Source organism: Micromonospora sp. KC213 (assembly GCF_004348325.1).
In the GTDB taxonomy this organism is placed as follows: Bacteria; Actinomycetota; Actinomycetes; order Mycobacteriales; family Micromonosporaceae; genus Micromonospora.
The window spans coordinates 1-12,962 of record NZ_SMKF01000023.1; the positions used below are offsets into that span (position 1 = coordinate 1).

The window sequence follows — 12,962 nt, forward strand, 5'->3', positions numbered from 1 at the left end:
GGTCCTGCCGGCCGCCGAGCCGGGGCCGGGGGCGGTGGACACCGTCCGCCAGGAGATCACCGTGTCGGGCCTGACCGGCCGGCTGCTGCCGGCGGTGGCCACCCCGCGCGAGGTCACCGGCGCGCGGGTGGCGTACGACCCGGCGACCGGGACGCTGATCCGCCCGGAGGGGTTGACGCCGGGGCTGCGGTACACGGTGACGTCGGTACGGGAGCAGCCGGACGTCAACCTGCTCGCCACCGCCGACGTGCCCGCCGGGGACGAGGTGGCCCGGGTGCTGCGGGTGCCGGACGGGACACCGGAGCCGCTGCGTCGGCTCGCCGCCCAGTTCGCGCAGGAGAACGCCGCACCGTACGCGCGGGCCACCGCGATCGAGCGGTTCCTCGCCGAGCACTACCGGGTGGTGGCGGACGCGCCGAGCGGGCACGCGTACCCGAATGTGAATTTCTTCCTGTTCGGTCCGCGTAACGGCGGCGGGCAGCGGGGCACGTCGGAGCAGTTCGCGGCGGCGTTCGCGGTGCTGGGCCGGCTGACCGGCCTGCCCACCCGGGTGGTGGTGGGGTTCGCCGCGCCCGGCGCCGGGCCGGTCCGGGCCGCGGACGCGTTCGCCTGGCCGGAGGTGCTCTTCTCCGGGGTGGGCTGGGTGCCGTTCGATCCGCTGCCCCGCCCGGACGTCGAACCCCGACCGGTGGAGGAGGATTTCCGGCCGCCGAAGGAGGAACCGCCGCCGTCGGAGGTGCCGGAGCCGTCGGTGGAGCCGAGCGCCAGCCCGCCGGCGGTCACTTCGGCGCAGGCGGACGGCGGCGACCGGGGGTTGTCGACTCCAGCGCTGGCCGCTCTGCTGGTGGGCGTGCTGGTCCTGCTGGTCGGGGCGGTCCTGGGCATCCTGGCCGGGATGCGCCGGGCGCAGACCCGGGCCCGGCTCGGTCGGGGTGACCCCGCCGACCGGATCGCCGGCGCCTGGCGGCACGTCACCGACGCGTTGCGGTTGGCGGGCCGGCCGGTCGGCGAGGACCTGGCCGCGACCGAGGTGGCGGCCCGCGCCCGGCAGGTCCTCGTCGAGGTACGCGCCGCGGCAGCGAGAACGTCGCCGCGCAGGTCTGCTGGCCGCACCGGCCGAAGGACCGACAGCGCCGGGCCGTCTTCCGCGGCCGGCACCGGCTCCCCTGCCCCGGTCGGCGGCGTCGGCGCCGTTCCCGCAGCCGGCGGCCCTGTCCCCGGCACCGGCGGTCTGCTGCTGGAGGCCCCACCGGTCGGGTCCGCGGCGACGACGGCCGGGGTGGAGGAACTGGCCGGGCTGCTCAACCAGGCCGCTTTCGCCCCCGGCACGCTGACCGGCGCGCAGGCGCAGCGGGCGGCGACGGAGGCGACCGCCTACGTGGCCGCGCTCCGCGCCGCCCTGCCCTGGTGGCGTCGCCTCCTCTGGGCCGTCCACCCCGCGCCCCTGCGCTGGCGGTCCTGACCCGGTTGAGCGGGGACGCCCGATCCGGGCCGACCTGGCAGAGCCGGTCAGTTGACCCGCCGACGGACGAGCTCACGCAGGCCAGCCGTCCGGTCCTCGGCACGCCGCACGCTGCCGGGCGACCGTGGTACGCGGAAGATGGGGAGACGCTCCTCGGCCAGGTCGACGATCGTCGCCTCGGCGACGCACCGGCGGTCCAGCGGCGCGCCGATGCCGCCGGCGGATCCGGCCGTTGTCTGCCGCCGCGGCTCGCCGGGATGTTACGAACGCGGGGTGGACCAGTCGGCGGGGGTGCGGCGGTGAGAGCCGGGGACGGGAACCCCCTGGCGATGACCCGCACGTCCCAGCGGGCCACGTTCCTGGAGCTCTTCTTCGACCTGGTCTACATCTTCGCGTTGACCCGGATCTCGTTCCGGGCCTTCGAGGACCTCGCACTGGATCCGCGTGGCACCGACGGCTGGTCGCCGATCACCGGGGGCGGCAAGACGTTGCTGCTGCTGCTCGCGCTCTGGGCGGTGTGGCAGGGCACGGCCTGGACGACCAGTCGCTACGACCCGCGGCACAGCTGGTTGCAGACGATCGTGTTCATCGCGTTGGCGGCCAGCATGGTGATGGGGGTGGCGATCCCCCGCGCGTTGACCACGGCCGGGATGGCGTTCGCGGTGGCGTACGTGACGGCGCAGGTGTCCCGCCCGGCGATCCTGCTGCTGGCGTTGCGCCGGCACCCCTACCGCGGGCTCAAGCTGCGGATGTTGATCACCTTCAGCGTCACCGGGGTGTTGTGGATCGCCGGCGCGTTGCTGCCGGTCGGCACCCGGGCAGCGCTCTGGGCGTTGGCGCTGGCGCTGGAGTACGTCGCGGCCCGGCTCGACTGGCCGGTGCCGGGAATGGGCCGGTCGCCGGTCAGCCGCTGGGAGATCGCCGGGGAGCACCTGGCCGAGCGGTACCAGCAGTTCTTCCTCATCGCGCTCGGCGAGACGATCCTGATCACCGGGCTCACGTACAGCACCAGATCGTACGACCCGGCCCCGACGGCCGCCTTCGCGGTGGCGGTGGTGACATCGGTGCTGTTCTGGCGGATCTACACGCAGCGGGCCGGGCTGATTCTGGCCGAGGCGGTGACCAGGTCGCGCCGGCCGGCGGCCACCGGACGCTCGGCGTCGGACACCCACCTGGTGATGGTGGTGGGGCTGGTGGCGACCGCGATCGGCTACGAGTTGACGATCACGTACCCGCTGCGCCATCCCGAGGCGGCCTGGATTGCGATGATCATCGGCGGTCCGGTGCTCTTCCTCGCCGGGCGGGCCCGCTTCGAGTACGAGGTGTTTGGTCGGGTCTCCCCGTCCCGCTGGGTGGCGGTGGGCGTCATGCTGGTGCCGGTGCCGTGGCTGGTGCACGCCCCACCGCTGCTGTCAGCGGCGTTGGCCGCGCTGGTGCTGGCCGGGGTTGCGGTGGTCGACGCCCGCCGTGCCCGGGGCAAGCCCCCGGAGCAGGCCGCGCCGCCGATGTGAACCACCAGCGGATGTGTGAGGTTTCCGTCACCAGGCGTGTCGGCGGCGGTTGGCCGCCGCTAGCCTCCACCCGTGACCTTCTCCATTGTCGCTCGCTGCGCCGACGGACGCCGGCACGGCGTCGCGGTGGCCAGCCGGTTCCTCGCCGCCGGAGCGCTGGTGCCGGCAGCCGAGGCGCGAGTCGGCGCGGTCGCCACCCAGGCGCACGCCAACCTGGCCTACCGGCAGCAGGGGCTGGCCCTGCTGCGCACCGGCGTCGCCGCCGTGGACGTGGTGGCCGGGCTGGTCGCCGCCGACCCGGGCCGGGACGACCGCCAACTCGGCGTGGTGGGCACCGGCGGGGTCGGCGCGACCTGGACCGGTCCTGCGTGCCGTCCCTGGGCCGGCGGGCAGGCCGGCGACGGCTGGGCGGTGCAGGGCAACATCCTCGCCGGCCCGCACGTGTTGGACGCGGTCCGGGACGCCTGGCTGGGCGGGGCGGCGCTGCCGTTTGCGCAGCGGCTGCTCGCCGCGCTGCGGGCCGGCGACCAGGCCGGCGGCGACCGGCGCGGCCGGCAGAGCGCCGGCCTGCTGGTGGTCGAGCGCCACGGCGGGTACGCCGGCACCGGCGACGAGGTGGTGAACCTGCGGGTCGACGACCACCCTGACCCGGTCACCGAGCTGGGTCGGCTGCTCGACATCCACACCACGATGTTCGGCCGGCCCGATCCGGCCACTCTGCTCGACCTCGCCGGCTCGCTCGCCGACGAGGTCACCGCCCTGCTGACCGCCGCCGGCCATCCGGTCCACCCGGCCGGGCTCGACGACGCGCTGGCCGCCTGGGCCGGGTTGGCGAACCTGGAGGAGCGGCTGGTGCCGGGCCGGATCGACCCGATCGTGCTGACCCAGCTGCGGCGTGCCCCGCGGGTGCCGGCGCCACGCCAGCCGACCTGATTCCACGAACCCGGCCCGGCGGGTGGGTAGCCGCGCCTGCCTGACCGCGGCCCGGCCTCGGACGAATCAGGCCGCGAAGGAGAGGTGGCGGAGGCCGGCCGCCGCCAACTCGGCTCGTTCCCCGGCGGTCAGCGGAGCACGGCCGGTGGCCTTGACGATGAGGGTGAGCGGATCCCCGCCGAACGCCGCCGGCACCGGCCGGCCGCCGGTCAGCAGGTCGGCGACCACCCGGGCGGCCGTCGGGGTCAGCCACGGCGGCCGGCCCAGCCCTTCGGCCAGGTCCAGACCGTGCACGCCGACCTCCACCACCCGGGTGACCAGGAAGTCCGTCAGGGTCATCGCGTCACCGTGCCGGGTGCGGACCAGCCGCCCCGGCGGCGCCGCCGCCACCGCCGCGTCCGTGCCCCGCCAGGCGGCGCTGAAGGCCGCCGCCACTGCTGCCGCGTCGGCCGGTCGGCGGGCCTCCCGGCGGGCGCTGTCGATCCGGGCGGCGTCCACCTGCGGGGCGAACTTGGCGATGCCGAAGTAGCCGGCGGCGTCCACCTCGGCCCGGGGCGGAGCCGGCGCGGCGAGCATGTCGACCAGACGCCCGGCGCCGGTGCTGACATGTGCGATGAGGTCCCGTACCGACCAGGGCGGACAGCGGGTGGGGCGGTCCAGGTCCGTCTCGTCCACCGCGCCCAGGATGCCGTCCAGCCGGACGCACTCGTCCCGGAAGGCCACCCGTACCGTCTCCACCGCATCCCCTCCGCGCCTCACCCTCTCACACGGTTTCGTCACCCGGTCGGCGGGTACGCGCCGGGCCGACGAGAGGGGGCGGGCGACAGATGGCCGGCATCATGCTGCGCAGCACCGCGTTCACCGACCACGACCAGTTGCCGGGGCGGTTCGCCCGGGACGGCGGGAACGTCTCGCCGCCGTTGCAGTGGTCCGACGTGCCGGAAGGGGCGACCGAGCTGCTCCTGCTGGTGGAGGACCCGGACGCCGGACGCAGTCCGTTCCTGCACTGGCTCGTCACCGGCATCTCGCCGGATTCGGGCGGGGTCGCCGAGGGTGAGGTGCCCGAGGGCGGCCGGGAGTGGCCCAACGGCTTCGGCACGACCGGCTGGGGTGGCCCGCACCCGCCGCAGGGCACGGCGGCGCACCGGTACTTCTTCCGGCTGTACGCGCTGGAACGTCCGCTGGATCTGGCCGACGCGCCCCAGGCGGCGGACGTGCACGCCGCGCTCGCCGGCCGGGAGCTGGCCAGTGGGACCATGGTGGGCACCTACCGGCGCTGACCGTCAGCCTTTGTGGCGCGGCACCAACCGGTGCACCGAGAGCAGCACCAGCGCGGTCACCACGCCCATCGTCCCGGCGATGCCGGCGGCGCTGCCGGCGTACCCGATGAACAGGGTGCGTCGGGTCAGCTCGTCCACGGCGATCTGCTGCTGGCCGAGCAGCGAGGAGACGGCGAGCCCGGAGACGACGACAGCGGCCAGGCCGCCGAGTCCCAGCACCGCGGCGGCGAGGCCGTGCGCGTCCTCACGGGCGACCTGGGCCTGCTCCCGTTGGAACACCAGCAGGAACAACCCGGCCAGCGCCGCCCAGACCCCGGCGACCAGGAAGGCGGCCACCGCGTCGCTGGGCCGGTGCCAGCCGGCGGAGAGGGTGGCCACGCCGGCGACGGCCGCGTACGCGCCACCGAGGTAGGCCCCGAGCGCACGTACCTTCGGCGGCAGGACCAGCACCAGCGCCAGCGCCACCGACGCGGCGACGGTGGCGTGCCCACTGGGCAGGCTGTTGCCGACCGCGTCCCGTTGCGGGTCGATGCCCAGGGCGGGGCGATCGAGGCCGAACTTGAGCAGTTGGGTGGTGACGTTGGCACCGGCGATGAGGAGGGTGGCCCCGAGGGCGAGCGCCTTGCGTCCCCGGATCAGCGCGATGAAGCCGATCACCACGGTGACGGCCAGCAGGGAGACCACCGACATCGCGTTGAGGACCCGGTCGACCAGGCCCTCGATGCGTTGCTGGCCGATCCGGTTGCCGGTCAACGCGACGGTGTCCAGCCACTGGCCGGTCCCGGTGTGCACCGCCAGCCGCCAGAGCAGGGCGAACGCGGCCACCTGAGCCAGCGCCAGTACGACCAACCAGACCGCCGTCCCGCCCCGCGCCGTCGCATGCACCCGCACACCGTAGCGGTCCGCCCGGCAGGTCGCTCGGGGGACCGTCAGCGCGTTGCGGATACCGTGGGGCCGGACCACGGGAGGTGTGGGGTGGACACGTCGGAACGGGAGCGGTCGGAGCGGGAGCGACCCACCGCGGACCGGCCGGAGTCACTGGCGGATCTGCTCGGCGGGCGCCGGGGTGCGGTGGACGCGACCGTGCCGCCGGTGGCGTTCACCCTCGGCTGGCTACTGACCGGCCGGTCCGTCGTCGGGGGCGTGGTGGTGGCCGTGCTGGCCGGCTCGGCGGTGGCGCTGTGGCGGCTGCGTCGCGGCTCCCGGCCCCGGTCCGTGCTGGTCGGCTTGCTCGCCGTCTGCGTCGCCGCGCTGGTCGCCCTGTACACCGGGCGGGCGGTCGATTTCTTCCTGGTGCAGCTCTTCTCCAACACGGCCAGCGCGTTGGTGTGGGCGGTCAGCATCGCGGTGCGCTGGCCGCTGCTGGGGGTGCTGGTCGGGGTGGCGCTGCGGCAGCGGGGACGGTGGCGCCGGGACCGGGCGCTGGTGCGGGCGTACGCGCGGGGCAGTTTGGTGTGGGCGGCGACGTACGCACTGCGGGTGGCGGTGTTCCTGCCGCTGTACCTGGGCGACCGGGTGGTCGAGCTGACCGTGGCCCGGGCGGCGCTGAGCTGGCCGCTGGTGGCCGCGGCGCTGACCGTGAGCTGGCTGGTGATCCGGCGGTCGCTGCCGGCCGGTCACCCGGGGTTACGGCACCCGGTGCCGACGAGGGCTGCCGACCCGGACGGCACCTGAAGGCGGCGGGCGGGACCGGAACGCGGAGCGACGGGAACGTAAAGGGAGAGGCCGCCACGGGGGGAGCGGCCTCTCCGAGAAACACGGTACTCCGTCGGGGCCCCGGGTGATACCGCGAGGCCGTCTTTTTTCGCTCGGTGCCGTTGCGCCCCCGGGCAACCCGGGCTACGGAGGCGCAACGACGGAACTCTTGGCGGAAGGTGGGGTGGGCCTCGCGCTCCGCTGCGTTGGCCGGACGGTCGACCCACCCCCGGCCTGACCGTGGGAATCAGGCCGCCCGCCGACCGGGCGGTCCGCTCCCCCGGGCCCGGTCGGCTCCGGGTGGGTGGCGCCGCGCCACCCACCCGGAAGGGTCAGATCACCCGTTCGGGAACAGGTGGCCGTAGTCGGCGTACGCCATGGCGACGTCGGCCTGCGCCCAGAACCGGTGGTAGTTGAAGGTCGGCTCAGGCCCGCCGTTGAGGTAGGCCTCGACCTTCGGCCAGTCGGGGTCGTTCTTGTAGAACGACCGGATGTCGAGGAAGCTCTTGCCGGGGGCGATGGTGTCGCCGTTGGGCATCTTGCCGGTCCAGCCCGGCGGGATGTAGAGGCCCTGCCCGGTGGCGGCGTCGTAGACGTCGTCGAAGCGCCGGTAGTCACCGCGCTTCTCCGGCATCGAGACGCCCTTCGCGTCGCTGGCCGCGTGCAGCGCGTCCAGCAGGCCCTTGGCGGTGTTCTTCGCCGCCGCGTTGCCGGACTTGGCCGCGTACGCGATCAACGTCCGGGCCAAGGCCGAGGCGACGCCGACGTCCTGGCCCTTCACCGTCACCTCGACGTGCAGGTTGGTGTTGGGCTGCGGGTTGCTGGGGTTCCAGTTGTTGGGCTGGCCGGTCCACTTCATGTCCGACGGAATGGACCAGTTGCTGCCCAGCGTGGTGTTGGCGATGGCCCACGGCACCCACTTGTCCAGCAGCGCCTTGGCCTTGGCGTTGCCGGTCTCCAGGTACAGCTCGGCGATCCGCTGCATCGACCAGACCTGCATGCCGAACCACTGGTTCGACGGCGGGTCGTTGTAGACCGGGTCGACGTCGTAGAACATGCCGTAGAAGGTGGCGGTGCCGGCCGGCGGCTGGGCGTAGCTGCCCTCCCAGCTGTTGGTGGCGCCACCGGCGATGCCGCCCTCGGCGGACTGGAGCCAGGTGTAGAACTCCAGCTGCCGTTCGAAGCTCTTCTGCCAGTCGCTGGCCGCGGTCGGCGACTTCGGCTTGAGCTCGTTGACGTTGGTCAGCGCCCAGGCCGCGAACGGGTTCTGGTAGCCGAAGTGGCTGTGGCTGGAACCGATCCGCCACGACCAGTTCTGGCCGGCCTCGTACGCGCCGCCCCAGGCGTAGTACCAGGACATCAGGTAGTGGGCGGAGTCCCGGCCGGTGCCGGCTGGGCAGGTGGTCGCGCCGACGCAGTTGCCGATCTTCTTGAAGTACTTGTCGAACATCGCGTAGCGCAGGTAGTCACCCATCTTGGCGGCCTTGGCGACGGTGGCCGCCACGTCGGCCTGCTTGCCCTGGGCCTTGGCCCAGGTCAGCGCCCAGTAGGCGGCCTGCACGGCGCGGGCGTCGGCGTCCGGGGCGTTGGTGTACTTCCACTGCTTGGCCGGGGCGTTCGGCTCGGTGATGAACAGGTCCAGGTAGCCGTTCTTGCCGCCGTGCTTGAAGGTCTCGCAGGACGGCTGCGGCACGGTCTCCCAGACCGACTCCTGGGTGCCCCGCTGGAAGGTGTTGATGTACGCCGGCCGGGTGGTGCCGTCGCCGCAGCGGCCGTAGCCGTAGACGTTGTCCACGTCCAGCAGCCAGTGCATGCCGTAGATGTCCCCGGTGCCGTAGGTGGACTGCAGCTCGCTGCGGAGCGGGTCCTGACCGACGGACACGTTCGGGTCGAGCCTGGACGGGTACTGGCTGGGCAGCGGGTGCTCGGCGGCGTACTGCGGGGTGCCCGCGGCGCCGGCGGAGGGCTGGTCGGCTGAGGACGGGATGATGTACTTCTCCATCACCGTCCAGGAGTTGTTGAACGGCGCCCAGTTCTGGGTGACCCGGCCGTAGTTGGCCTCCAGCCAGAGCCAGAAGCTGAACGCCTCCGAGGTGGTCTCGTGGCCGTGGTCGGGCGCCTCGACGATCAGCGTCTCGATGGAGTGGTAGGGCACGCCCTCCGGGCTGAAGTACCCGGAGTTCTTGATCTTGCCGTACTGGTCCAGGAAGCGCTTGATGTAGACGTTGTCGCCACCGGGAACGTCATTGTCGATCTCGGTGATGACGATGGGCAGCGGGGCGAAGCCGCTGGCCGAGGCGGTGATGGTGGCACTGCCACCGACCGTGTCGGAGTCCTCCGCCGCCGCGACCGTGACGGGGACCCCGGTGCTCCAGTTGCTCGGGGTCAGGGTGACGGTGGTGGGCGACACGGTGATGTCGCTGTCCCCGCTGCGGGTCAGGGTCACCGGGACGTTGCCGCTCGGGGCCGCGCTGAGCTTCAGGTTGAAGCTGGCCGTGCCGCCCTCGTTGACGCTGACCGCGGACGGGGTGGCCACCAGGGCCGGGCCGGTGGCGGGGCGGACCGTGAACGCCCGCTCGGCGATCGCGGTGGCCTCGAGGTTGTCGTACGCCTTGGCCTGCACGGTGTAGTCGCCGGCCGGCAGGTCTTCCAGCGTGTAGCCGTACGGTGCGGTGGTGTCGGTGTTGACCAACAGGCCGTTGCGGTAGAACTCGACCTTGCTGATCGTCCCGTCCCGGTCGCTGGCGGCGGCGTTCAGGGGGACGTCCGCCGGGGCCGTGAACGGGCCGGGGGGCATGCTCAGGCTGACTGTCGGCGGCAGGTTGCCGCTGGCCCCGTCACAGGTGACACCGTTGAGCGTGAACGCGGCGGGCTTCGGGTTGCTGCCGCTGTAGGTGCCCTGGAAGCCGATGGTGGTGGAGGCGCCGGTGCCGAGGTTGCCGTTCCACGCCTCGTTGGTGGCGGTCACCTCGCTACCGGTCTGGCTCCACCTGGCCGACCAGCCGTTGGTCACCCGCTGGCTGCTGTTCGGGAAGGTCCACTTGAGCGTCCAGCCGTTGATGGCGTCGCCCAGGTTCTTGATGGCGACGTTGGCGGTGAAGCCGCCGCCCCAGTCGTTGGGCGTGTATGTCACGTCGCAGGCCGGAGCGGCGTGTGCCGGGCCTGCGGGCAGGGTCACTCCAGCAACGGCGAGGGCGGCGGCGGCGAGTATCGCCGTCCGGCGCCGTCTTGCCATGAGTCTCATGTGCGCGGTGTCTCCTCGGACCGGGCCGGGGCCGGGGTGGGCCGCCGGCTGGGCACCTCCACGCGAGCAGGGGTCGCGGGGGGAAGGAGGCGCCCGGGATGGTGGTCGGTCGGAATCGGCCTGTGCTGCCGGGGCAGGGTGCCGTCTCCTCGGGTGCCGTCCGGGAGAACCGGATGCCCTCGGCGACCCACGCTCGCGCGAGCTGGCTCCGCGTCGCGATTGCGACAGTGTGCCATGGAAGCGCTCCCACGACAATACCGCAGCTCAAACGCACATCTATATTTCGATCTCGTTTAGGGTCTTTCACAAAGTCGTGACGGGCGTTACAGTCGCAGCATCGCCGATGGGAGCGCTTCCATCGACGTAGATGCAATCAGTTGGATTGGTCGCGGTCACTACACCGCGGCGCTACAGCCCGAGAGGCTGACGGCGGGCCAGCCCGGACACCGCCGTCAGCCGTCACCCACCGACGTGAGGAGGGAGGTGGAACAGAGCCACTCGCGTGGCCCGGCTCCCGCGCGACACGCACACCGAACAGCCAAGTCCACCCGTGCGTGTATGCACCATGGTGGGGACGGGGGTTGCCCTCCCCCGTCCCCACACTAAACCCCCGTGGTCCAGGGGGAAAGAGGCCGACGGGACAGGCGTCCGCGCCACCCGGCGGCCTCGTTCGCTGTCGGCACACGGTCGGGCCCACCGACCGACCCGCGGCTCCGCCCACCCCACACTCCATCCCGGCCACCGGCGCGGGTCCGGCCCCTTCTAGGCTGACGATCCGCCCGGCAAGACGGCCGGATCGTCGCGCGCCCACCGTGGGAGCGCTCCCGGCCGTCGGGTGGCCCGCACCGTGAGGAGAACTGCCCATGTCGATGCACCCCCGACGGCGACTGCCGCGCCGTGCCGCGCCCCCCGCCACCGCCTCGGCCGGCGCCGGGCTCGCTCCCGCCGCGGACCAGGTCACCGCGGCCCCGACCGGGGCCGCCGAGCCCGGCGTCCCGCCGGGCCTCGAACCGGCAGCCTTTCCCGGCACCCCGGCCCTGCTGTTCCCGAACGACTTCGGCTGGGGCGCGGCCACCTCGGCGTACCAGATCGAGGGCGCCGCCAAGGAGGACGGCCGGGGCGAGTCGATCTGGGACACCTTCAGCCGCACGCCCGGGCGGACCCGCAACGGCGACACCGGTGACGTGGCCGCCGACCACTACCACCGCTGGTCCGAGGACCTGGATCTGATGCGTGACCTGGGTCTGCACAGCTACCGGTTCTCCATCTCGTGGCCCCGGGTACAGCCCGACGGCGCCGGTGAACCCAACCAGCGCGGCCTGGACTTCTACCGCCGGCTCATCGACGGCCTGCACGAACGCGGCATCACTCCGATGGTCACCCTCTTCCACTGGGACCTGCCCCAGTCGCTGCAGGACGCCGGCGGCTGGGAGAACCGCGACACCGCGTACCGCTTCGCCGACTACGCCGAGGCCGTCTTCCACGCCCTGGGCGACCAGGTTCCGGTCTGGCTGACCGTCAACGAACCGAAAACCGTGGTGCAGAACGGCTACCTCCAGGGGCACCACGCCCCCGGCCGGCAGGACCCGGACGCCGCGTACCTGGTGGCCCACCACCTCCAGCTCGCGCACGGGCTGGCGGTACGCGCCCTGCGCGCCTACGGCTCCGACGCCCGGATCGGCCCCGCACTCAACCTGCACCCCTGCTACCCGGCCGACGACACCGCCGCCGCCGCCTCCGCCGCCCGGTTGTACGACGGTTACGAGAACCGCCTCTATCTGGACTCGATCCTCAAGGGTGCCTATCCGCAGGACGTGCTCGCCGACCTCGGCGACGGGAGCCGGATGGTACGGGGCATCGCCGACGGCGACCTGGCCGTCATCTCCACCCCGGTGGACCTGCTCGCGGTGCAGTACTACACGCCGTACTACGTGACCGCCGACGGCGACACCACCCGGCGTTGGCCCACCTCGCAGGCCGACTGGCAGCAGATCTACCCCGACGGGATGTACGACGTCCTGACCCGGATCACCCGCGACTACGGCCCGGTCCCGATCACCGTCACCGAGAACGGGCTGCCCTGCCCGGACGTGCTCGGCCCCGACGGCGTGGTCGACGACGCCGGCCGGATCGCGTTCCTGCGCGACCACTTCACCGCCGCGCACCGCGCCATCGTCGCCGGCGTGCCGCTGGAGAGCTACCACGTCTGGTCGTTGCTGGACAACTTCGAGTGGGCCGAAGGGTACGACCAGCGCTGGGGGCTGGTGTACGTGGACTACGCCACCCAGCGCCGGGTGCTCAAGCGCAGCGCCCACTGGTACCGGTCGGTCATCCGCCACAACGGGCTCTGAGCCGTACGCCGACCGGTGGTGCCGGACCGCCCGCCGCGGTGGCCGGTCCGGTGCCACCGGCACCCGCGCCTCAGCGCGGCAGGGCCTGCTGCAACTCGGCACGCAGCGCCGGGGTGAGCATGTCTCCGGCCTGCTTGGCCAGCCGGGCCATCTCGTAACCCACCACTCCGATGTCGGCCTCCGCGTTGGCCAGGGTGGCCAGGATCGAGCCGTCCCGGATCTGCATCACCAGGAAATAGCCGCGCCCCATCTCGACCACCGTCTGCTTCACCACGTCACCGTCGAACATCTGCGCCGCCCCGGCGGTGATGCTCATCAGCCCCGAGGTCACCGCGGCGAGCTTGTCGGCATGGTCGCGGGGCAGGTGCGCCGAGATCGCGACCAGGAGCCCGTCGGAGGAGACCACCACCGCGTGGGCGACCCCCGGCACCCGCTCGGCGAACGCGTTGACCAGCCAGCTCAGGTCCCGTGCCTCCTGGCTCAACG

At 73.1% G+C, this 12,962-nt stretch carries 10 protein-coding genes; 6 read left to right on the forward strand and 4 right to left on the reverse strand.

Annotated elements, in window-relative coordinates; genetic code table 11:
- From E1166_RS08065 to E1166_RS08075, 3 genes are all read left to right on the forward strand, one after another.
- Positions 1-1,462: transglutaminase-like domain-containing protein (locus tag E1166_RS08065; protein ID WP_132337161.1), on the forward strand; the 1,462-nt coding region annotated here is incomplete at its 5' end.
- Positions 1,463-1,791: 329 nt separating this feature from the next.
- Entirely contained in the window at positions 1,792-2,973 is a 1,182-nt protein-coding gene (locus E1166_RS08070) for a low temperature requirement protein A (protein ID WP_132337163.1), read from the forward strand.
- A 72-nt stretch (positions 2,974-3,045) separates the two neighbouring features.
- Positions 3,046-3,906, forward strand: coding sequence for a DUF1028 domain-containing protein (locus tag E1166_RS08075; protein ID WP_132337165.1), 861 nt, complete (start codon positions 3,046-3,048; stop codon positions 3,904-3,906).
- Between the two features lie 66 nt (positions 3,907-3,972).
- On the opposite strand, the gene E1166_RS08080 is transcribed toward E1166_RS08075, so the two are convergent.
- Positions 3,973-4,644 carry a maleylpyruvate isomerase N-terminal domain-containing protein gene (locus E1166_RS08080; protein ID WP_132337167.1) on the reverse strand — a complete coding sequence of 224 codons (672 nt, stop codon included), beginning with the start codon at positions 4,642-4,644 and terminating at the stop codon, positions 3,973-3,975.
- 89 nt (positions 4,645-4,733) lie between these two features.
- Here E1166_RS08080 and E1166_RS08085 point away from each other — a divergent pair, with 89 nt between their 5' ends.
- Positions 4,734-5,186: a YbhB/YbcL family Raf kinase inhibitor-like protein gene (locus tag E1166_RS08085; protein ID WP_132262024.1), complete on the forward strand. Its 453-nt coding sequence runs from the start codon at positions 4,734-4,736 to the stop codon at positions 5,184-5,186.
- A gap of 3 nt (positions 5,187-5,189) precedes the next feature.
- Here the strand turns inward: E1166_RS08085 and E1166_RS08090 are convergent, their stop codons facing one another.
- Positions 5,190-6,077: a phosphatase PAP2 family protein gene (locus E1166_RS08090; protein ID WP_132337169.1), complete on the reverse strand. Its 888-nt coding sequence runs from the start codon at positions 6,075-6,077 to the stop codon at positions 5,190-5,192.
- Positions 6,078-6,161: 84 nt separating this feature from the next.
- Here E1166_RS08090 and E1166_RS08095 point away from each other — a divergent pair, with 84 nt between their 5' ends.
- Positions 6,162-6,860: a DUF3159 domain-containing protein gene (locus tag E1166_RS08095; RefSeq protein ID WP_243710247.1), complete on the forward strand. Its 699-nt coding sequence runs from the start codon at positions 6,162-6,164 to the stop codon at positions 6,858-6,860.
- Positions 6,861-7,218: 358 nt separating this feature from the next.
- Here the strand turns inward: E1166_RS08095 and E1166_RS08100 are convergent, their stop codons facing one another.
- Entirely contained in the window at positions 7,219-10,116 is a 2,898-nt protein-coding gene (locus E1166_RS08100; protein ID WP_207914095.1) for a glycoside hydrolase family 48 protein, read from the reverse strand.
- Positions 10,117-10,988: 872 nt separating this feature from the next.
- Here E1166_RS08100 and E1166_RS08105 point away from each other — a divergent pair.
- A complete protein-coding gene (locus E1166_RS08105) occupies positions 10,989-12,476 on the forward strand; it encodes a GH1 family beta-glucosidase (RefSeq protein WP_132337175.1) in 1,488 nt (495 codons plus the stop codon).
- 70 nt (positions 12,477-12,546) lie between these two features.
- Here the strand turns inward: E1166_RS08105 and E1166_RS08110 are convergent, their stop codons facing one another.
- The gene (locus E1166_RS08110; RefSeq protein WP_207914093.1) at positions 12,547-12,960 is read right to left on the reverse strand and encodes a roadblock/LC7 domain-containing protein; all 414 of its coding nucleotides are present in this window, start codon (positions 12,958-12,960) and stop codon (positions 12,547-12,549) included.
- Between the last annotated feature and the right edge of the window lie 2 nt (positions 12,961-12,962).

Coding starts and splice junctions, on each gene's coding strand:
- E1166_RS08070 (WP_132337163.1), top strand. CDS start 1,792: ATGACCCGCACGTCCCAGCGGGCCACGTTCCTGGAGCTCTTCTTCGAC.
- E1166_RS08105 (WP_132337175.1), top strand. CDS start 10,989: ATGTCGATGCACCCCCGACGGCGACTGCCGCGCCGTGCCGCGCCCCCC.
- E1166_RS08085 (WP_132262024.1), top strand. CDS start 4,734: ATGGCCGGCATCATGCTGCGCAGCACCGCGTTCACCGACCACGACCAG.
- E1166_RS08100 (WP_207914095.1), bottom strand. CDS start 10,116: ATGGCAAGACGGCGCCGGACGGCGATACTCGCCGCCGCCGCCCTCGCC.